Origin of the sequence: Neobacillus solisequens (assembly GCF_051233465.1) — a bacterium.
Classification (GTDB): domain Bacteria; phylum Bacillota; class Bacilli; order Bacillales; family Cytobacillaceae; genus Neobacillus.
Window position 1 is genome coordinate 1 of the sequence record NZ_JBKFGJ010000022.1, and the last position, 21,595, is coordinate 21,595.

At 36.6% G+C, this 21,595-nt stretch carries 21 protein-coding genes and 1 pseudogene; 16 read left to right on the forward strand and 6 right to left on the reverse strand.

What is annotated here, in order from left to right; genetic code table 11:
• Positions 1-1,001, reverse strand: a pseudogene (locus tag ACI3K6_RS20115) (IS110 family RNA-guided transposase); the annotation flags it as partial.
• A gap of 725 nt (positions 1,002-1,726) precedes the next feature.
• Here ACI3K6_RS20115 and ACI3K6_RS20120 point away from each other — a divergent pair.
• The 4 genes from ACI3K6_RS20120 (at position 1,727) to ACI3K6_RS20135 (ending at position 5,860) form a co-directional block, all read left to right on the forward strand.
• Entirely contained in the window at positions 1,727-2,305 is a 579-nt protein-coding gene (locus tag ACI3K6_RS20120) for a TetR/AcrR family transcriptional regulator (RefSeq protein WP_435556226.1), read from the forward strand.
• 368 nt (positions 2,306-2,673) lie between these two features.
• The gene (locus ACI3K6_RS20125; protein WP_435556227.1) at positions 2,674-3,372 is read left to right on the forward strand and encodes an SDR family oxidoreductase; all 699 of its coding nucleotides are present in this window, start codon (positions 2,674-2,676) and stop codon (positions 3,370-3,372) included.
• Positions 3,373-3,472: 100 nt separating this feature from the next.
• On the forward strand, positions 3,473-4,555 hold the full coding sequence (locus tag ACI3K6_RS20130; protein ID WP_435556228.1) for an alkene reductase: 1,083 nt from the start codon (positions 3,473-3,475) through the stop codon (positions 4,553-4,555).
• Between the two features lie 306 nt (positions 4,556-4,861).
• A complete protein-coding gene (locus ACI3K6_RS20135) occupies positions 4,862-5,860 on the forward strand; it encodes an NADP-dependent oxidoreductase (protein WP_435556350.1) in 999 nt (332 codons plus the stop codon).
• A 237-nt stretch (positions 5,861-6,097) separates the two neighbouring features.
• Here ACI3K6_RS20135 and ACI3K6_RS20140 read toward each other — a convergent pair whose 3' ends face one another.
• Entirely contained in the window at positions 6,098-7,468 is a 1,371-nt protein-coding gene (locus tag ACI3K6_RS20140) for an MFS transporter (protein WP_435556229.1), read from the reverse strand.
• A gap of 128 nt (positions 7,469-7,596) precedes the next feature.
• Positions 7,597-8,043: a PaaI family thioesterase gene (locus tag ACI3K6_RS20145; RefSeq protein ID WP_435556230.1), complete on the reverse strand. Its 447-nt coding sequence runs from the start codon at positions 8,041-8,043 to the stop codon at positions 7,597-7,599.
• A gap of 918 nt (positions 8,044-8,961) precedes the next feature.
• On the opposite strand from ACI3K6_RS20145, the gene ACI3K6_RS20150 reads away from it, so the two are divergent.
• From ACI3K6_RS20150 to ACI3K6_RS20170, 5 genes are all read left to right on the forward strand, one after another.
• On the forward strand, positions 8,962-9,291 hold the full coding sequence (locus ACI3K6_RS20150; protein ID WP_435556231.1) for a tetratricopeptide repeat protein: 330 nt from the start codon (positions 8,962-8,964) through the stop codon (positions 9,289-9,291).
• A 281-nt stretch (positions 9,292-9,572) separates the two neighbouring features.
• Positions 9,573-9,854: a VanZ family protein gene (locus tag ACI3K6_RS20155; RefSeq protein ID WP_435556351.1), complete on the forward strand. Its 282-nt coding sequence runs from the start codon at positions 9,573-9,575 to the stop codon at positions 9,852-9,854.
• A 326-nt stretch (positions 9,855-10,180) separates the two neighbouring features.
• A complete protein-coding gene (locus tag ACI3K6_RS20160; protein ID WP_435556232.1) occupies positions 10,181-10,342 on the forward strand; it encodes a hypothetical protein in 162 nt (53 codons plus the stop codon).
• Between the two features lie 212 nt (positions 10,343-10,554).
• Positions 10,555-11,412, forward strand: a complete 858-nt coding sequence (locus ACI3K6_RS20165; RefSeq protein WP_435556233.1) for a Cof-type HAD-IIB family hydrolase — start codon at positions 10,555-10,557, stop codon at positions 11,410-11,412.
• A gap of 287 nt (positions 11,413-11,699) precedes the next feature.
• Positions 11,700-12,650, forward strand: coding sequence for a ribose-phosphate diphosphokinase (locus ACI3K6_RS20170; protein ID WP_435556234.1), 951 nt, complete (start codon positions 11,700-11,702; stop codon positions 12,648-12,650).
• A gap of 39 nt (positions 12,651-12,689) precedes the next feature.
• Here the strand turns inward: ACI3K6_RS20170 and ACI3K6_RS20175 are convergent, their stop codons facing one another.
• Both ACI3K6_RS20175 and uvsE read right to left on the reverse strand, forming a co-directional pair.
• Positions 12,690-13,517, reverse strand: a complete 828-nt coding sequence (locus ACI3K6_RS20175; protein ID WP_435556235.1) for a GNAT family N-acetyltransferase — start codon at positions 13,515-13,517, stop codon at positions 12,690-12,692.
• A gap of 416 nt (positions 13,518-13,933) precedes the next feature.
• A complete protein-coding gene (gene uvsE, locus ACI3K6_RS20180; RefSeq protein WP_435556236.1) occupies positions 13,934-14,896 on the reverse strand; it encodes a UV DNA damage repair endonuclease UvsE in 963 nt (320 codons plus the stop codon).
• Between the two features lie 62 nt (positions 14,897-14,958).
• Between uvsE and ACI3K6_RS20185 the strand changes: the two genes are divergently transcribed.
• Both ACI3K6_RS20185 and ACI3K6_RS20190 read left to right on the forward strand, forming a co-directional pair.
• Positions 14,959-15,516: a class I SAM-dependent methyltransferase gene (locus ACI3K6_RS20185; protein WP_435556237.1), complete on the forward strand. Its 558-nt coding sequence runs from the start codon at positions 14,959-14,961 to the stop codon at positions 15,514-15,516.
• 489 nt (positions 15,517-16,005) lie between these two features.
• Complete coding sequence (locus ACI3K6_RS20190; protein WP_435556238.1) at positions 16,006-16,164, forward strand: hypothetical protein; 159 nt, start codon at positions 16,006-16,008, stop codon at positions 16,162-16,164.
• A 105-nt stretch (positions 16,165-16,269) separates the two neighbouring features.
• Here the strand turns inward: ACI3K6_RS20190 and ACI3K6_RS20195 are convergent, their stop codons facing one another.
• Complete coding sequence (locus tag ACI3K6_RS20195) at positions 16,270-16,812, reverse strand: flavodoxin family protein (RefSeq protein WP_435556239.1); 543 nt, start codon at positions 16,810-16,812, stop codon at positions 16,270-16,272.
• A 137-nt stretch (positions 16,813-16,949) separates the two neighbouring features.
• On the opposite strand from ACI3K6_RS20195, the gene ACI3K6_RS20200 reads away from it, so the two are divergent.
• From ACI3K6_RS20200 to ACI3K6_RS20220, 5 genes are all read left to right on the forward strand, one after another.
• Entirely contained in the window at positions 16,950-17,246 is a 297-nt protein-coding gene (locus tag ACI3K6_RS20200; protein WP_435556240.1) for an antibiotic biosynthesis monooxygenase family protein, read from the forward strand.
• 124 nt (positions 17,247-17,370) lie between these two features.
• Positions 17,371-18,264 (forward strand): proline iminopeptidase-family hydrolase, encoded by an 894-nt coding sequence (locus ACI3K6_RS20205; protein WP_435556241.1) that lies wholly within the window; start codon positions 17,371-17,373, stop codon positions 18,262-18,264.
• Between the two features lie 100 nt (positions 18,265-18,364).
• Entirely contained in the window at positions 18,365-19,030 is a 666-nt protein-coding gene (locus tag ACI3K6_RS20210) for an NAD(P)H-dependent oxidoreductase (protein WP_435556242.1), read from the forward strand.
• 1,002 nt (positions 19,031-20,032) lie between these two features.
• A complete protein-coding gene (locus ACI3K6_RS20215; RefSeq protein WP_435556243.1) occupies positions 20,033-20,626 on the forward strand; it encodes a GNAT family N-acetyltransferase in 594 nt (197 codons plus the stop codon).
• Between the two features lie 7 nt (positions 20,627-20,633).
• Positions 20,634-21,593, forward strand: coding sequence for a transglutaminase domain-containing protein (locus ACI3K6_RS20220; RefSeq protein WP_435556244.1), 960 nt, complete (start codon positions 20,634-20,636; stop codon positions 21,591-21,593).
• Positions 21,594-21,595: the final 2 nt, after the last annotated feature.

Here is a 21,595-nt window from a genome sequence, read left to right on the forward strand (position 1 = left end):
CTGCTGGACCCTCTTTTTGTGATTCGATTCTTGGTGGCTGAAAACTTACCAGATTCAAATACACTAGGGTCAACTCCAGCGAAAGCTACTAGCTTTTTAGGATCAGTAAATCGATCTATTTCCCCAATTTCTGAAATGATCGTTGCAGCGATCTTTTCTCCGATACCAGGGATAGATTTGATAATATTATATTCTTCAACTTCTTTTGCGAGGGCATCTATCTCTGACTCTAACTTGGATAGGTGCTCTTTATATTGAAGAATGATATTAATATACATACCAAGACTCATAATATGACTCTGATGCAAAGTCTTTTCAAACGGATTTCGGCAGCTTTGAGTTGAATAGCTTTTTCATTGGCCCATCTGTATGAACGACTTTTACATAATTGAGCGATTTTGTCAGCCATGGTTTCTACACTTGCCTCTAATATATCTTCAGATGAGGGAAACTCTGAAAGAGTTAAGAGTGATACTACTGAATACAAGTCCCCAAAAACTCCTCTATATACAGGAAAGACCTGGTCCAGAATCGCTTGAAATTGTAGCTTTGTTTGAATCAATACACCAGTGATATTTTCATGCTGTCTGGTAAGATTCCGAAGGTTTAATAGCTGTACACCACGCTTCTTATACGGCTCTAAATCCTCCTTATAAAAACAGCTCGCAGAGATGGTAAGCATCAATCGCATCTGTCTTTACTTTTCGAAGACTTGAACTTTTAGCCTTATAAGAAATTAATGGATTAACAATTATCAATAAATACCCACGGTCCTCCAAGTATTGAACAACAGAGGAATGATAATGGCCTGTTGCTTCTAGAACGATAGGAGGTTTCTTACCTGTTTCTCTTTTTACGACCTCTAGAAACTCTACAAGTAAATCAAGACCTTCAATAGTGTGTGAAACTTTAAAACTCTTTCGATATGGTTTGCCTTTATCTAAAAATGCCTGAACTTGACTTTCACCTTTTGAAACATCCAGACCAACGACTGGATTCATTCTAAATCTCCTCCTAAACTAGTAATTTGCCAGTAACCCCTAATCCTCCATGCAGTATCACAGCTTCGCTTGTTATACGAGATCTAAGTCCCAACCAGCCTCAATCATGTTTCTATAAGTAGGGGGCGAACCGTTTAGCTGACGGGGTCAAAGCCCCACGGGCAGTTACGTTCTACCCTGGCTACTGATATAATAAGACCAAAATAAATAAGGTCAACCAGAAATATTTAGCATTCTGGTTAACCTTATAATACGAACGGGCAGGTTTGTTGAATAAGGAATGGGAATAATACTCCTAAAAATGTTAAGGTGATAGAAATATGACTACTTTCTTACTTATATCCAGTGTGCCAATTTGTGGTGCTGTTTATGTGTAAATTCAAACGACAAGTCGGGTTTTGATTTTGATACCAATAAAAAAATGCCATCCCTTCTAAATCACAAAAATAAAATTTCTTAAATTACACAGAAAAAAAATAGTTTTTTTATTTCAAAAAAGTATGTACTCCTTAAAAATCAGTCTTTGGTAAGATTCTTGGGACCATCTAATCAAGGGATTTAGGTTATGCTGACAGATAATATATAGAAGAGATTGTGGAGTTTCCTTATTTGAGCTATAGGTAGTTTCACCACATTTGACAATATTTAGAATAATTATTATGAGGTTACTTTCTTTACCGTTCATTCTCAAAATGTTATAGTAACTATGGGAGGAGGAAAATAGAATGGCAAGAAGTAAAGAATTCGAAGAGAGCGTAGTATTAGACAAGGCGATGAAGCTCTTTTGGGAACAAGGTTATGAGAAGACATCCTTGACCGATCTGGTCGAGCATATGGGAATCCATCGCAGAAGTTTGTATGACACATTTGGCGACAAACATACGCTGTTTTTGAAAGCTATGGATCGATTTCGCGATAAAGTCAGTGCTGAGCTTGCCGGAGAAGTTAAACGCTCCAAGACTGCATCAGAGGCACTTCACTTTATTTTTAGTTTCATAATATATGGTGAAGAAAACTCGCCTTCAGGCTGTTTAATGGTGAATTCGGCGGTGGAATTGGCAATGCGCGATGCCGATGTGGATTCAAAGTCCACTGAATCGTTTACACTATCAGAGCAGCTTCTCAAGGATATTATTCTGTGGGGGCAGGGGGAGGGAGAATTTACCTCAAATTACGATGCCGGCGATTTGGCGGAGCATCTGCATACTGTATGTGTTGGGTTAAGGGTAATGACAAGAACCTCCATTCCAAAAGAAAAACTACACGGTATAGCGAATTTATCCCTATCACTTTTAGATAAATAATTATTTTATTCTTAAAATAATAGTTCCTATATGAGTAAGTCTGAGCTGTAGTAAAGCTGACTCATAAGAAGATATCATTGCTTATGGATTTTTTAGAATGATCGTTCTCGTATGTGAGTCTTTCTTTGCTTAAGCTCTCTCCATGAAGGGAGTATCCTTTTGTGCTTTTTAGAATGATCGTTCTCGTATGTGAGTCTTGTCTTACTTATAGTTTTCTCAATGAAGGGAACATTCCTTTGTGCTTTTTAGAATGACCATTCCCATATAGCGAGACTTGCCTATGCCCAAAACTTCTCCTCAAGGAAATCTGTTTTGAGGGGGAAGACATTTTGTTGTACAAAAATAAATAATAAAAGGAGTACATAAAAATGAAAATTTCTGAACAAATCGTATTTGTAACCGGCGCGAACCGAGGTTTTGGACGCCATTTAGCACTTGAACTTCTATCCAGAGGGGCTAAAGTTTATGCTGGTGCAAGAAATCCGGAGTCCATTGACATTCCCGGTGTAATTCCTGTGAAGCTTGATATTACCAACCCTCAAGAGGTAGCTGCAGCCGCTATGGTCGCTAAGGATGTTACGCTTTTGATCAACAATGCAGGATCGTCTACAGGTGCTTCTTTGATTGACGGTGATCTCGATAAAATACATTTGGAGTTTAATACGCATTTCTTTGGCACACTTTCCATGGTTCGAACTTTCGCGCCGATTCTAGCAAATAATGGGGGAGGAACGATTCTGAATATTCTTTCCGCATTATCTTGGGTCAGTTCGGGAACTGTTGGCGCTTATACTGCTGCAAAGGCGGCAGAGTGGGCATTGACAAACGACCTACGTTTAAATCTCTATCCTCAAAATGTGAGAGTAGCTGGATTACATGTAGGCTTCATGGAGACAGACATGACATCGAGCTTAGAAGTTCCCAAATCCAACCCTGAGGATATCGCAAAAATTGCTGTTGATGGATTAGAATCCGACAGCTTTGAAATTGTTGCTGATGACGTGAGCCGAAAGATCCAAAGAGTTTTTGCCGGTGGTGTATCTGCGATATACCCACATCTCTCCTAATACAAATTACTAATACAGTGATTTGTCCAAGATTTCAAACAAAAGGTAAAAGGACACCCGTATACAACGGGTAACATAATTTGAAGAGGAGTGTACAAAAATGGATAAATTGTGGAGCAAAATGAAAATTGGAAATTTGGAATTACCTCATCGTTTAGCGATGGCACCAATGACACGTAGTAGGGCGCAAGAAGATGGTACACCAGGAGAACTAAGTTCCCTTTATTATGCTCAAAGAGCATCAATGGGATTAATTATTAGTGAAGGTACACAACCTTCTGATGATGGACAAGGTTACTTATGGTCACCTGGCATCTATACTGAAAGGCAAATTGAAGGGTGGAAAAAGGTTACGGATGCTGTGCATGAAGCAGGTGGATTTATGTATATCCAATTAATGCATGTCGGTCGTATGTCGCACCCTGACAATACACCACATCATCGTCAAGCAGTTGCACCATCTGCGATCGCACCTGGAGTAGAAATGTTTACTGCTAAAGGGATGCAGGAAATACCCGTTCCCCGCGAGTTAAGTGAAGAAGATATCCAAACGATAATTGCAGACTTCCGAAAAGCAGCATCTGCAGCTATTGAAACAGGAGCTGATGGTGTTGAAATTCATGGAGCAAATGGTTATCTAATTCATCAATTTATCGGTGAAAATTCTAATAAACGAACGGATAAATACGGCGGATCAATAGAGAATCGTGCTCGCTTTGCTATCGAAATAACGAAAGCAATCGTTAAAGAAATTGGAGCAGAAAGAACGGGCTTTCGTATCTCACCAGGGGTACCTCTTGGTGGAATTGAAGAAGGTGAACAAGGTCCTGAAGTTTATCTCCATCTTGTAAAAGAATTAGCTCAATTCAATTTGGCTTACCTTCATGTTATGCATGTAGGAAACGAAACACTGCTCCATGAAATTCGTTCAGTTTGGTCCAATCCATTATTAGTCAATCGAGCTGGTCGAGCTCTAGAAAATATTAGTGTAGATATTGATAATGGCGTTGCAGATATGGTACCAGTTGGTGTATGGTCATTAGCTAATCCGGATTTAGTAGAACGTCTCAAAAAAGGGTTTCCTTTGAATGAAGCAGACCGTACAACATTCTTTGGTGGTAACGGAAGCATGGGTTATACGGATTATCCTACGATGAAAGAATTAAAATCTCAAGAGGGGTAAGTATAGCTAATAAGGTGAAGAATGGCGTACAACTGAAAAAATGTACGCCATTCTTTCATCAAAAGTAGAAATTATGGGAAACAGCTGTCTCGATAATTAATATAATAAAAGTTTGTGCCGCTTTTTTGGCTCAACCTGAAAATCAGTGCTTGACGCGTGAATTAGGTGTATTTGCAGCGTTAGATGCATTCTTGGGCATATACCCCTTCAAGCACTGGTTTTTGTTTTGAGTCACTTACATTCAACGCTAGAGATTCCATTTCAATGAAAAAGCACCAAAAAATTGTAAAGGAAGAGGATGAAAAAATGAGAGCTGCTCAAATGCAGAAATATTCAAAAGAAGTTCAAGTGGAATTGAATGATGTTAAAATACCAGAATTTAATAGCCGGGAGGTACTCGTTAAAGTAAAAGCAGCAGGTGTTAATCCATTAGATCTCCTTATTTTAAATGGAAGTATTCGAATGATTTCTGATTATGATTTACCATTAACTTTAGGAAATGAACTATCTGGAGTTATTGAGGCTGTTGGAAAAGATGTTAGGAACTTCCACATTGGTGACCACATTTATACGAGGTTGCCAGTTAATCAAATTGGAGCTTTTGCTGAATATGCTGTCGTCAATGAAGATGCTATATCCATAATACCTAAAAATCTATCCTTTATTGAAGCAGCCGCTGTTCCTCTCACTGCTTTGACTGCTTATCAAGCATTAAATGACGTACTCAATGCTCAGCCTAACAAAAAGCTATTTATCCCTGGTGGAACCGGCGGCTTTGGTGCTATGGCAATTCCCATCGCCAAATCAATGGGGTTATATGTTATAACAAGCGGCAGTGAAAGAGGTAGATCCCGTACACTGTCGATTGGCGCTGATAAATTCATAAATTATCATGAGGAAAACTATGCCAACATTTTATCTGATATAGATTATGTTATTGACACCTTGGGAGCAAAAGAGATAAAAGCAGAGCTTGGTATTTTAAAGCCTCAAGGGAAATTAGTATCATTAAAAGCCGTACCTAATTATCGCTTTGCGGTTGAAAATAATTTTCCAGTGTGGAAAAAACTATTGTTTGGTTTAGTGGGTGCTCGTGTAGATTCTTTAGCACGTAAACATAAAAATGAATATCACTTTTTATTCGTGCAAGCCAATGGCAGTCAATTACAAAAAATCACTAACCTTGTTGAAAAAGAAAATATCACGCCCTCTATTGATTCAATTTATAATTTTAATGACATTAACAAAGCATTAATAAAAGTTTCAACTGGACACTCACAAGGCAAAGTTATTGTAACCTTCTAATCTAAAATTTAAGTACGTGGAAGAACTCTTGTAAACTATAAGGTGCTTTCCTTTTATAGTTCCAGCTACCAATAGGGTAGCTTTTTATTTATTTCGCAAACGGGGAAGTTCAATTATGAGATGACTCACAACTGAAAAAATTATTTTATTGACCTTCTTTGGAAATAAAACAGCACCCTTGAAAGAGTGCTGGAAACCTATTATGGAAGTCCTATTTCTATTCAATCGATGAAGAATTTAACATTGCTCCTTTAACCTAGATCTACGAAGATAGAAGCCGTATAAGAAACCAGTCATAATGTTAATAATAGAGAAGCAAATAAAAATATTTCGATAAACCATTTCCAAAGATAAACCTTCTTGAATGGTTAGGAGTAATCCAGAAATAGTCACTCCGAGACCCGCACCGAAAAATTGCAATAATTGTCCGATTCCTATCCCCGAACCAATTTGATTGATGGGCAAGATCCTTGTTATCTCGTTCGAAATACTTGAAGAAATTGCCGTAAAGCCAACGCTAGCAAACATATAGATGAAAAGGATAAAATAGGGATTTACAGAAGAGAACCATGCAAATAAGATTGAGGAAGTTAATAACAATAACTGTCCAAAAATAATTAAGGGTGCATTCCCAAAACGGTCAATGAACCTTCCTATATAGATGCCAGCAACCACGGCGATAATGGCACCTGGAAAAATCATCAGTCCTAGCTCTGCTGGTTCTTTTCCGTATACAGTTGTGAGAATAATAGGCATTATAAACAGATTTGAAAAGTTAATGAAAAAAGCGGAAAAATTAATAAGAAGGAGTTTTGTATATTGCTTATTTCTAAGTAGGATTGGCGGAATAAACGGTTCTTCCGTCTTATTAAGATATTTCCTCCATACCGCAAAAAGAGCGACTGTTCCTAATAGTATCCCATACGAAAATGTAGATAGAAAAAGTAACAGACCTGTTACACTAAGCCCAGTAAGAATAGCACCGAATAAATCGAAATGTCCTTTTTTAATCACCTCATTAGGCAATAACTTTAGGAAAAAAGGTATAGATAGGACAGAAAAAATAGTAACAACGAAAAGATAATTCCATCCTAAGTATTGAGTAATCACTCCCCCTAGAACAGGACCTAACCCAAATGCCAGAGAGGCAGCTGAAGCAATAATCGCCATCGCTTTTCCCCGCCTAGATAAAGGGATATACCGCCCAGCCATGATCATACTTAATCCCATAACGGCTCCTGCTCCAGCTGCTTGAAGAATTCTAACTCCTAATAAGATAAAAAAATTTGTTGAAAAGAATCCGATGGCTGATGATATTCCTAAAAGGCAAATTCCATGGAGTAGAAGTTTTGAGAGGGGAACAAAATCAGATAGGCGTCCAAATGTTAACGTTGAAATGGCAAACATGATGGAATACCCTGATACCAGCCATGAGCCCAAGGATGATTTTAAGGATAAGTCTTTAAGTATAAAGGGTAATGCAACATTAAACATGGTTGTATTCATTACCACAATCAAAGTGGTAACACTCCATATTAAAATGAGTTTATTCTCTTGTAAGTGCACCTTGCTTTCCATTTTGGAAGGAGCCGTTTGAATAGAAGGCATTTGATCCCACCTTACCTATTTAAAATTGATACAAATGAACTTTACATCGTACTACAAGCAAAATGATAGCTAAAGCTTTATGGACCTTACTTTGAATGGACTTTCTTTTAACAATAGATTTAGTTATATTATTCTATTTTCAATCTTTTTCCGGCAGAATTACCCTTCAAAATCATACATGTACTTGTAGAATGTGCCACAAGACTTTGTTTTTCATCATATACATGACACTCTAGCAATCCGACTGATGAACCTTTTTTTATTAATTTTCCCTCAGCTCGAAGTCTAGTTTTAAAAATAGGTTTTAGGAAATTTAATTTAATTTCGATTGTCGTAAAAAGTTCGTCCTCAGCTAATGTAGTTACAAATGCATAGCCCATAGCGGCATCGGATATGTCACATAAAATCCCTCCATGTAGTGTACCCATCGGATTGTGTAATCTTTCTGTGGCATCCATTTCGAGCACAACCTTCCCTTCCTCAACATCTGTTATGTGAAAACCGATTACCTCTGCAGCCGGCGAACCTGGTATTTCGCCCTTTGCCATTTTCTTCAAAAACTCTAAATGATTCATTCTTTTCACCCTCCATATTAAAAATAAAAAAGATTGTACAAAATCATTACAATTTTAGAACGTTCATTCTAAAATTGTTAATCTAATACCCTATAGTTGAATTAATGATGTTTTGAAGTTTCTCTTTATCTTTCGTTGTTTTGGCTAATACTATTACCCCAATAAGTGAATTATGAATAAATTGAGATAATTTTCTATATCAAGTTGATCAGATAATTCTTCACTTATTTGCCCCTGCAATAGTAGTTCGTTTATAAATATTCTGTCTTACTAAAGCCTTTACTAATCCTGTCAGCAACTTCTTGGTCATGTAAGGTTCATTCTACAGCTATATTTACAATTAAACATCTTGGGGGTTTTTCTTCATCCGAAAAAACCACCATTTCAAATAATCTTCTTATCGCTAACTGGACTGAATTAATAGGTATAATTTGTTGTTCCATTCTTTTTTCGATTATTTCTTCAAAGAGTTGTAGAGCTCGTAGAAATAACGTCTGTTTATCACCAAATGTGTCATAAATACTTCGACGGTATGTTCATAATGTCTAGTAAATCTTGCATAGACGTTTTTTCATATCCATTTCGCCAAAAAAGCACCATTGCTTTTTCGTAAAACCTCGGCTTCATCAAATTCTTTGTGTCTAGCCGTTTTTTCACCCCCTTTCAAAAAATTTTATCATTTTGAGAATGGTCAGTAAAGAATATTCAAACTATTCAAACGGTACAGGGGTATTGAGCTACTATAACATCGATATTTTCTTGTTCATTTCAAAGAGATTGTGAAGAAATATACTTAAAGTAACGGGGTGCTTGAGTTCAAGAAAGAAAGGCTGTTTCGGCAGCTTTTTAGGAACGGGAGGAGAATAAAATAGATTCCCCAAAAGCGATTGCATATCGACTGAATCATTGGAATTGAACTTGTCCAAGCAAGGTAAGTATGAAGAGGCTATTCAACTGTTCTTTCAGGCAGACCAAGTGATGCCGGCTAATGACACCATCTATTACAATATTGCCAATACATATGCCGAAATGGACTACCACGATGAAGCAATCAAATTTTTCGATAAGGCTTTAAGCATAAAGCCGGATGTTCCGCATGTCATTTATAATAAGGCAAATTCTTTTGCTAAAAAAGGAATGGCAAATGAATTGCATATCAAATTTAATGAAACAGCTGGTCATACTATTATGGGAATAAGTGATTTTATTCGATACAACCATGAAAATTTCCTCAAAATCGAGGACTAATTCCTAATTCATTCTTTGCTTAAACTGTAGCTTGATAGAATATGGGTTGACTGTTTGGTTCTTCCTTGTTCCACAATCGGGCGCTAATCTTCAAAAAGAAGGTTCGCTTGTTTCAAGTTACCATTTTTCCAATCCCTTTTCAAAAAGAATTTTTTAGTGATTACTTAAGTTCTTTAGGTAGTGGAGCCATGGTGGCATTATAATTTTATTCCTCTAATGTCCATTGTTGATACTTTAAAAATGTCATTGCATTTCAAAATTACGGTTTAGATTTTAAAAATATCGGGGGAAACCTTGTTCTTTTAGCACCTTTAGGGATATATGTCCATTTTATTAAAAGAAATTTAGCATTTATAAAGATATTGCTTATGGGATTCGCCTTCTCTGCTTTTATTAAACTTATACAATTATTCATTACTTTATGGATAGGTTATTCATACAGAAGTTTCGACGTAGATGACTTAATCCTTAACACATTAGGATTCATTATTGGTTATAAATCATTTTCTATAATAAAAAAGGAATTATCTACTGACCTTTTCATTTCATCTGATAAGTCATAATAAATAGTTCCTATTGTAGATTGCTAAACTTACCTGTATCATCCGTTCTAATTAAAGGGTAGCTTTACTTGAATAAGATATTACCAAAAAAGGCTTAGAGTTGAAATAACTCTAAGCCTTTTTGACTGTGAAGTTACTGAGATTTGTGTTGTGATATTTATGTTGTTTGCTGTGTGATTAGGTTTGTGATGTAACGTTTTGCACCTCACAAGTAAACTTAATTCTTTTGTTCTTGATAATTTCAAAAAAAAACTAAATAATGATATTTATAAAATAGATATATGGAATATTTTCAAAATATTGAAATGATGTGAAGGAGTTATTGCATGAAAAGATTTTGTAAATGGTTAATGAAAAATTATAAATCAAAGGATACTAGTACATTTTTAGCGGTTAACATCACTATGTTTTTCGGAACCGTTTTTAATTATCCGTTCATTGGTCAGCACTTATATCTTTTAATTCCATTTTTATTTATAGCATTTTAGTAATGAGAATATTAGATGAGTTATTCAGAAGAATTCTCGGAAGTCGAAATAAAGACTTAAGTGGTGTATACTTTGTAGTTTCTATATTTGTGGTACTGTTAGCATCATCCATTATAAAGTATTTAAATTAATAGTTTGGTGTTCCTAGAAAAATATATAATTTTGTTGAATCTGCTATCAAGATCAGACTAAAAGGGAGAGATCACTAGTCTATGAAACTAATTGCACTTGATTTAGATGGAACCACCTTAAATTCAAACAAGGAAATCAGTGAAGAAACTCTGCAAGCGATAAAAAAAGCGCAAGAGAAAGGGCATATTGTAATGGCTTTGTCCGGTCGATCTGTGAAATCTATACATGGCCATTTAGAAAAATACAATATAAAATGCCCTATCGGAGCAAGTAACGGAACGATTCTTTTTGCGGACGGAAAATTGTTAGAATCGATTTCCTTAACAACATCACAAATTAAAAAAATAGCTTTTGAACTTGAAAAAGAGTGGGTACCATATAATTTCACCACTGACAAAGAATCCTTTGCACCTAGAAATTGGGGTGATCGACTAGAAAAAGTTCTATCATCAGGACGAGTTCCAAGTGAATACTTTGAAAATGCTCATTACAAAATGTTTACTACCCACCCAACTGTGTACGGTCACACGATGTTTGACCAAGTAGAGGAAATCATTACGAAAGAAGAACTCTCAATCTTAAAATTCCTTAATGTAGCTTTGGATCCAGAGCAGAAACAAAGGTTGCATCAATCTTTAGAAACCATCGAAGGCATCCATGTTGCTTCCTCTTCACCTTTTAATCTAGAAGTAACCCATATTAATGGAAATAAAGGCAATGGTCTAAAAATTATGGCACGTCATTTTGGGATTCCTCTTGCTAACACGATCGCCATTGGAGACGAAAGAAACGATATTCCAATGTTTCATGCGGCTGGATTATCCATTGCGATGGGGAATGCAGAAGATGAAGTGAAGGAACACAGTGACATTGTAACGTTAACGAATGATGAACATGGTGTCGCATATGCATTTGAAAAATATATTTTAGAAGATTAAATACCTGTGTTTAGTTGTTAGCGGGTCAAACCAGGAATTCCATGTAAAAAATCTGGCTACTATTAAAGAGCTCTTTTTTCCGTAAAGAAGGGATAACGTAACCAAAGTAGATATAGTAAATAATGGGAAACGTTTGGTAGAGAAGTCCACAATGAAACATTTATCGGAATTTGTCAAAGAAATCGATAAATTTTTGTCAAATTAGTGTCTTGATTCCTCAATTCATGTAAAATAAGATTTATGTATAATAATAATCAAGGAAATATACTGAACATGGAGGAAAAAGGGTGTCTTATCGTTTAAAAAATAATTTTAGACTGTTTACATTAAATTCAAATCGTGAATTGGCTGCAGAGATGGCAGAACTATTGGGCTGCGAGTTAGGAAAATGTTCGGTTAATCATTTTAGCGATGGAGAAATTCAAATTAACATTGAGGAAAGTGTGCGTGGATGTGAAGTCTTTATCGTGCAGTCCACTTCACACCCTAGCAATGAGCGATTGATGGAGCTCTTAATCATGATTGATGCATTAAAGCGTGCATCCGCACAAGTAATTAATGTAGTCATTCCTTACTACAGCTATGCACGCCAAGACCGTAAGGCACGTGCACGGGAGCCCATCACGGCAAAATTGATTGCGAATCTATTAGAGACAGCAGGAGCAAATAGGGTCATCACCATGGATTTTCATGCTGCTCAAACTCAAGGATTTTTTGACATTCCAGTAGAACATCTAACTGGTATTCCCGTTCTCTATGATTATTTTGAGAAAAAAAGCTTAGAGGATCTTGTTGTAGTCGCCCCTCATAATGGAGGCGTCGGAAGAGCGAGAAAATTGGCCAGTTTGTTAAATGCTCCAATAGCTTTAATTGACCGCCGCCGGCCGGAGCACGACCAATCAGATATCATGAACATAATTGGAAATATTGATGGAAAAAATGCCATCATCGTAGACGATTTAATGGATACAGCCAATACCATTTCTACAGGTGCTAATGCTTTATTAGAAAGAGGAGCAAAGGCTGTTTATGCCTGCTGTACACATCCTGTCTTCTCCGGAGAAGCGGCTAGTAAGATAGATTCATCCGCCATTAAAGAATTAGTTGTAACGAATACAATCGTTATTCCAGAAGAAAAACGGAGCAAAAAAATCACCATTTTATCAGTAGCTCCTTTACTTGTGGAAGCAATTGACCGTGTTCATAATGAAAAAGCGGTAAGTCCGTTATTTGAATAACGAAAAAGGCCGTTTTCTTACTGAAAACGGCTTCCCTTTTTATCCTAAATACAAATAATAATCCTGTGAATGGTAGCTTTTAAAACCACATGATTCATAAAGCCTTAGGGCATGGGCGTTCTTGGCTTCAACTTCTAAGAAAATCGGAAGCCCTTTTTGATGCTCCATCAATACCACATTGGAAAGTGCCTTTCTGCCTATCCCTTTTCCTTGTAGTTCGGGGAATACGGCAAACCCATAAATCCATGCTTCCCCATTTGTCTCAGCAACCCTCATTTTCCCAGCAGTCCGACCTTCTGCTTCAATGATTAACATTTCTTCACTATTGTTTTCTCTAATACTTTGATTAAATTCACGAGCTTCTTTTTCACTAAATCCAAAACATTCAACTTCCAAACGTACTTCTGCTTCCCAATCATCCTTTGACTGTGAAGGCCTAATGTTGATATCTTGATTCCCCTGTAATTCTGTTTGATGCCATTGCATTTGATATTCTGCAATGGAAAAAGTACATGGTATAGTTTTTAAAAATGCTTTGGCAGTTAGTGAATGAGTAGGTGCATTTAGTAGAATAGTTTTCACTTCACGTTTTTTGGTCTCTTCGAGAACTTCATTTAATAGGCTTGTGAAAATTCCTTTTCTTCGGTAATCAGGATGGACCATTCCGCATAGTTCAATTTTATTTCCGAATCCATAACTTCCAAGAAAACCGACCAATTGCCCGTCCTCATAATGAAAAAAGTCTTCTTTATAATCTTCAGTCCGGTTTTCCAGCATATCAAAATTTAATTTTAGCTGAAATCCACCATCTTGCTCACATATTTCTTGAAGAGTTTTAATTTCCCTTAACTGTTCCTTTGTTAGCATGTTTTCCCCCCTGTTCATAATCCATAATTACTATTCTTTATTTATGTCTATCATTCCTGCTATTTTTAAATTTTTTATCAGAAGGACGATATTTTTGAACCAAATGGGTGAAGTGTGAACCTGCAGGGGAATAACTAAAAGAGCGCCGAATTAATCGACGCCTTTATATTTTGGCTCTGTTAAACTTGGCTGTTGATTTGCGCTCCAGATGCTTCGCTTTCCGTGGGCGTTTCGGCGAGCCTCATCGGCGCTTGCGCCTGCGGGGTCTCTCCAGAACCGTACTCCCACAGGACATTGATTTTCTTCCTAGAATTTGCCCACGCACGAAGGAAATGCGTTAGCATTTTCGAGGAGTCTTCGCACCTTCCGCTCCAATCAACAGAGTGTAAAAAATCAACACTGTTCTTTAACACAGCCTATATTTTAAAAGTAGATGCATCTATGATTTCAACATCATCTCTTTCTTTGATTTCATCCATTAACTTAAATAGGGCGAGGTCCTTCATTTTGGCTTCAATCATGCAATCAATTTGCGGCACAGAGTCCTTTATTTCTTTTAAAAAATGGAAAAACATAGAGATATCCACAAAGTCGGAATGATGTCGGAATTCCTTTTCGCTTTTTGGACTGGATATGTGCATTTTGATTGGCAATGGGGAATCCTTCCAAGTTTGCACAACCCTTTGCCAATTAACTACCCAATTTTCATTTTTGTGATAGGCAAGGTGATGGTGATAATCAAACACGAGTGGAATACCCAATTTTTCGCACAAATATAGGGTATTATCAAGGGTAAAGGAAGTGTCATCATTTTCTAGCATGATCATCTTTTGAATGGCTCGCGGAACATCCATCCAATTTTCAACAAACCGTTCTAGTGATTGTTCCGTTTCTTTGTAGTTTCCACCTACATGCATCACACATCGATGAGTAGAGTCGATTCCCATGCCTTTTAATAAAAGATAATGAAGCTTTAATGTTTTAATAGAATTTTTTAAAATGTCCTTATTCGGAGAATTAATGAGGACAAAATGATCAGGGTGAAAGTCAATTCTCATGTCATGCTTTTTCGTAAATTCCCCAATTGATTTGAGAATGTCCTTTAAGGGTTTCATGTAATCCCAATCCAGAATTTCCTCATGGTTGGCTAATGGAATCAAGCGAGAGGATAGTCGGTAAAAATGGATTTGCGATGCAGCATTATGTTTCAATAAACGTAACGTATTTTCTAAATTTGTATGAGCAATTCTTTCCAATTTACGAAGGGCAGCATCACGGTCCTCAATTTTTTCAAATTGGGTAAATGTCATCGTTTTAGACGGAGATGCATTTTTTACCTCCATGCTCATGGCCACATAACCTAACCGAACAATTGTCATGTTTGATCACCTCGTTTACAGTATGGGTGATATGGGGATGAATTATTTTAAAGGAGAATAAAATGGACTCAAAATTGAAGTGGAATTCGAAATATAAACAGAAACTAGAACAGCTGGAAAAATTGGAGCCCAATCTCCAAATAAAAAGGGTTACTAATTACTTAAGAGGCGGAACAGCGCTTGATTTAGCTTGTGGACTTGGGGGAAACAGCGTGTTTTTGGCGCGATTGAACTATCAAGTCCAAGCCATTGATATTTCAGAAGAGGCCATTCAGTTTTTACAGCAAAAGGCAGAAAATGAAAATCTTTCAATTGTACCAGTGGTAAAAGATTTGACGGAATGGAAAGATATCAACCAAAAATATGATTTGGTCGTTATCATGTATTATCTTGATCGGTTACTTTTTCCAAGGGTAAAAACCATAATAAAAGAAAATGGTTATTTTTTTATGGAGACCTATTATCAGGTGCCCAATCATTTAAATAATGGTATATCCGATCAATATAAATTGAAGTCTAAAGAATTATTAGAAGTATTTAAGGATTGGAACGTTATTTTGTTTGAAGAAAATGAACTGGAGGGAAGACAAACGATTTTTTGTCAGAAACGCTCCATGTAGTGCATGTTAAAAGCGCTAGGTTAAAGGAAATATAGGTCATTTATGAATATTACATAGTAATTCTATGTATATTTATGATAAAATGAATATATGGAAATATTTTCTTAGTAGAGGATCTACGTATGAGTTTTTTAATCATTGTGTTTTTATGTGTCATTATTTGTATATTTCTAGGAATAATCTTCATTTCAAAAACTAAACCACGTTTGAAAAAGCCAAGTTTGAAAGTCATCCTGGCTATGTTTTTACAAATTATGTCATGGGCCTTTTTTTTACTGACACATTATCAAATTTCCCCAGAGTATTAATCAATAGTTTATGGTGGGGAACCGTTATTTATGGATTAATATGTGGGATATGGGAGTTCAAAAATAATGTGATTGTTTCTTTTCTTAGTATTTTGTTAAGTTTCTTGTTAGCAGCTATAATGTTGCTAGTGTTGTTTATTACGTCTATGTAACTATTTTTTTTAGAATTGAGGAAAAAAATATGAATATCGCTGATATTATTTTTCAATTATTTGTTTTCGCTGTTCCTGTTATTTTTATTGCCATTTTTTTTCTAAGTTGGCGGTCATTCAAAATGAAGAAGGAACAATTGAATCGAATCGAGGAAAAATTAAATTCCATAAATAAAAAAGAGCACTAGTACGAAAGCAATAAAGAATGTGAAAGAAGAAAAAGAACTGTTCTTGGAGCAGGTTAAAGCTGTTGGAAAAAAAAGGACTGCATCGTTTCAAATGCAGTCCTTTTCTTAACCCTTTAATTGCTTATTAAATTGCGCAGCAATACTAAGGGCTGTTTCATCAGCCAAAATGTCTTCAGGTTTGTTGCCTTCCCCCAGAACATAACCAGCAAACTCAATCCCCATAAAATCAAAAATATGTTTAAATTGCTGAATCATCGGCAATCCCTTTATGCGAGGTTGATCGCCCCCAACGGCAATCACATAAGCTTTCTTTGTTGCCATTATTTTTTTGAAATCAGGATAATTTGAATCTCTTAATGTCTGAGACCAACGATCAATAAAGTTTTTCATGGATCCAGACATGGTATACCAATAAACGGGTGTGGCAAATAGTAAAATGTCATGTGGCAAAATACGATCGATTATTGAATTGTAATCATCGTTTCGGTCTTGAAAGCCCTCCGAAGAATGGCGCTTATCGATGATAGGTTGGATCGTATGCTCATGTAAGTATATTTTTTCAGTTGTTAACCCCTTGACTACGTGATCCGTTAGTAATTCAGTATTACCATTTGGTCGGGTTCCCCCATAAATGATTGCAATTGACATACCATTTTGCTCCTTTCCTTTTGGTTTGCTTACTCATATTAATGGAATCCATTGAAAAAAACAAATTCTCTGTCTCTATTTCTCATAATATAGTTTAAAATAATGATATTCTAAAAATTTGCATGGGAGGAAAATATATGATTTTGGAAGCAGTTATGCTTCAAGTAAAACCGGGAATGGAAAAGGAATATGAAAGTGCCTTTAAAGAGGCGTCCACTATCATTTCTTCTATGAAAGGGTACATATCCCATGAATTACAAAGGTGTTTGGAAGTCAATGGGAAATATCTACTCATCGTCAACTGGGAAACGTTGGAGGATCACACTATTGGATTTAGACAATCAAAGGAATATCTGGAGTGGAAAAAAAGACTGCACCATTTCTATGATCCATTTCCGGTGGTGGAGCATTTTGAAATGGTTAATCTAAAATAATTAGTGGTTCGTTTTACGCCAATGGTGTTTACCTTATAGATTCAGATAGTACTATTCATGTAAATATAGGTTCCATTCTTGGTATGATCAAAGAGGATGTTATTTATAAAAAGGGGAAATAGCTATGGAAAAAGAAGGATTTGTTTCAGTAACCGGTGGGAAGGTTTGGTATAAACGGTTTGATGAAGGAGCAAAAGGGACACCAGTTATCATATTACATGGAGGACCAGGGTCATCCTGCTATTCTCTTCAAGTGCTGGGAGCTCTTGCGAAAGATAGACCTGTTATTTTGTATGATCAATTAGGCTGCGGCCGTTCGGAACGCCCAACAGATCCATCATTATGGACATTGGATCGATTTGTAGAAGAACTGGGACAAATTCGTGAAGCACTTCATCTTGATGAGGTACATATTCTTGGCCATTCATGGGGCACTACTTTGGCAGCATCCTACGCCTTAACGAAATCATCAGGCGTGAAAAGTATCATTTTTTCAAGCCCTTGCCTAAGTGCTCCTTTATGGGAACAGGACCAAAAGCGAAATCTTAAGAAATTGCCGTATGAGGTTCAGGAAACCATCAAGCGTTGTGAAGAAAATGGTACAACTGATTCAGAAGAGTTTGAGGCAGCGATTGAAGTATTCGGCAAACATTTCGTTAATCGCCTGAAAAAAAATCCAGAATGGCTTGATCAAAAACCAAAGGAATATTTTAACGCTGAAGTTTACAACATTATGTGGGGACCATCCGAATTTACTGTGCTTGGGAATCTAAAAACTTACGATTGCACTAGCCAATTAAAAGATATTACTTGTCCGATCCTTTATACATGTGGTCGTTATGATGAGGCCACACCAGAAACCACCCAATACTATAGCAGTGTGACACCAGGTTCGAAATTCCATGTTTTCGAGAATAGTGCACATATGGCGTATGTGGAAGAAGAAGCTGAATACTTGCATGTTATGGGGGGATTTTTGTGGGAGGTTGATTGTAGTTACATCGGAAAGCATAGGTGAAAGCTCTTTTAGTTTAAGGAACCTAATTAAAGAAAATGAATGTCAAGAGGTGAAATATGGAAGGATATTCCTGTATCTACTAACATAAAGGGTGATTATGATGATGATTGTCAAAAAAGACATTTTAGATGCATTCCGTTATAGACATGCGACTAAACGGTTTGATTCAATAAGAAAAATTTCAAAAGATGATTTTGAATTCATCTTAGAAACAGGAAGATTATCACCAAGTTCATTTGGATATGAACCATGGAAATTTTTAATTATCCAAAACCAAGAATTAAGAGAAAAACTACGTGAAGTATCATGGGGAGCTCAGGGGCAGTTAACGACAGCCAGTCATTTTGTGATAATTCTAGCAAAAACCAACTTGAGTTATGACTCGGATTATGTATTAAATCACAAGAAAAATGTCCAGAAAATGCCGGAAGACATCATTAAAAATTCTACAGCTAGAATGAAAAGTTATCAGGAATCTGATTTGCCAATGTTAAACAATGAACGGGCAATGTATGATTGGGCTTGCCGCCAGACCTATATTGCATTAGGGAATATGATGACAGCTGCTGCAATGATCGGGATCGATTCATGCCCAATTGAAGGGTTTAACTACAAATTAGTAAATGAAATTCTTGAAAAAGATGGACTGCTTGATCATGGTGAATGGCGTGCTTCTGTCATGGTCGCCTTTGGTTATCGGGAGACAGACCCACAGCGGGCAAAGGTTCGTAAAGATATTGAGCAAACTGTTAAATGGGTAAAATAAGCGTTTAAATCAGATACAGATGAAGGGCAGTTCTACATATTATTTAGTTTCGAATTGTCCTTCATCCTTGTCATGAAAAACAGAGTTCTAATAGATCCAAGTGTAAATATTCTTCATCCCCGCAATGAAAGCCAGAATCTTAATAGACCCAAGTCAAAATGTTCTTCATCGCCGCAATGAAAGCCAAAATCTTAATGGAACCAAGTCAAAATGTTCTTCATCGCCGCAATGAAAGCCAAAATCTTAATGGAACCAAGTCCAAATGTCCTTCATCCCCGCAATGAAAGCCAGAATCTTAATAGAACCAAGTCAAAGTGTCCTTCATCCTAACAATGAAAGCCAGAATCTTAATGGAACCAAGTGAAAATGTCCTTCATCCCCGCAATGAAAGCCAGAATCTTAATGGAACCAAGTCCAAATGTCCTTCATCCCCGCAATGAAAGCCAGAATCTTAATAGAACCAAGTCAAAGTGTCCTTCATCCTAACAATGAAAGCCAGAATCATAATGGAACCAAGTCCAAATGTCCTTCATCCCCGCAATGAAAGCCAGAATCTTAATGGAACCAAGTCCAAATGTCCTTCATCCCCGCAATGAAAGCCAGAATCTTAATAGACCCAAGTCAAAATGTTCTTCATCGCAGCAATGAAAGCCAAAATCTTAATAGACCCAAGTCAAAATGTTCTTCATCCCCGCAATGAAAGCCAGAATCATAATGGAACCAAGTCCAAATGTCCTTCATCCCAGCAATGAAAGCCAAAAACTTAATAGAACCAAGTCAAAATGTTCTTCATCGCAGCAATGAAAGCCAAAATCTTAATAGAACCAAGTCAAAATGTCTTTCATCACCTTCATGAAAGACAAATCTATCAGCTACCCCAGAAATCCGTCCCTCATCACTTTAAAAATACACCGTACTTCCAAAATATCCAATTACTCAATGATTTTATATTTTCTAAAATTCCTATATAATGTGGATAACGATTTTTAAGGGGTGGAGCTAATGGAGATGGAAGAAATTTATGGTGATTTGCCTGCATTGGAAACAGAGCGACTCATTTTAAGAAAGATTACTCAAAATGATCTAGTGGCCATGTACTCCTATGCCTCCAATCCCCAAGTGACACGATTTGTTACATGGGATACCCACCAGTCCCTTGCAGACACTCAAACATTCATTGATAATGTTTTCCATCAATATGAAAATAAGAAAGTAGCTCCATGGGGAATAGAACACAAGGGAACTAGGAGATTAATAGGCACTATCGACTTTGTAACTTGGAACCAACACCATAAAACTGCTGAAATCGGTTATGTGATTCATCCTAATTTTTGGGGAAAAGGAATTACTTCGGAAGCAGCAGAGAAACTGATCCAATTTGGTTTTAATAAAATGGGTCTGGTCCGAATCCAAGCCCGCTGCTTTGTTGAAAACATAGGGTCACAACGGGTCATGGAAAAGTGTGGTATGAAATTTGAAGGAATCATGAGAAAAGCATTATACTGTAAAGAAAAACATTGGGATTTGAACATGTATTCTATTTTAAAAGAAGAATATTGTCAAAACCATGAGTCCCAAAAACGAAAGCAGAGTTGACTGTAACATGAAAAAATTATTTGTTTTTTTTATATGTATATTAGCTTTTATGTATTTGTCATATAAAGATCAATTACCCACAACGGAACAAATTAGAATTTTACTAAATCTAAATCATTCCCAAACAGAATTGCCTACACAGCAACAACCACAGGAAACAGACACAACTCAAGCGGTCGAGACTGCGGCTCCAAATGAAAAGTATTCCCCAACGACTATACAAACCTATCAGGTAGCAGTTGAGGGAGGAAAGCTCATTGTTACAGGAACTCCAACCCCTTATGGTAAATTTCATGAAGCAAAAGGGATCATTTTGGATATAGATGAATCACGGGCGAATAAGAAAACTTCGTTAAAAATCCCTTTTTCCAAAGGTAAAATACAGTACGAATACGCCCTAGTTTATAATGTAGGGGATGTGATAATCAATCTGGACGAATATTATCAAGACAAACCGGATGATCCCAATAAGGTCCTGGGCTATGCAGTTTATCATTTAAATGATGGAGAACCCAATTTACAGCCGAGTTTTATGGTTCAAAGTGATGACCCCAGTTTGATTACGCTTGCGAAAAATGTAACTAGCGGTAAGCAAACGGACATTGATAAATCAAAAGCTATTTTTGAGTGGGTTACCAAACATATCACCTATAATGCACCACTCGCTAATTCTGACAAACCTCCATTATATTCAGCTTTGGAGACCTTTCAATCACGTATTGTTTTATGCTCTGGTTACGCTGATCTAAGCGCTGCACTCCATCGTGCTGTTGGTATTGAAGCGAAAGTGGTATATGGTGAGAATCACGCGTGGAATGAAGTAAAACTCAATGGAGGGTGGCATACTGAGGATCCAACCTATGGAGCTGGCTATATTAACGCCAATACGATGAAATTTGTTCACCACTACCAGCCTGAATATTTTTCAAAAACCGATAAACATAAAGAAGGAGAATATCCTTGGTAAAA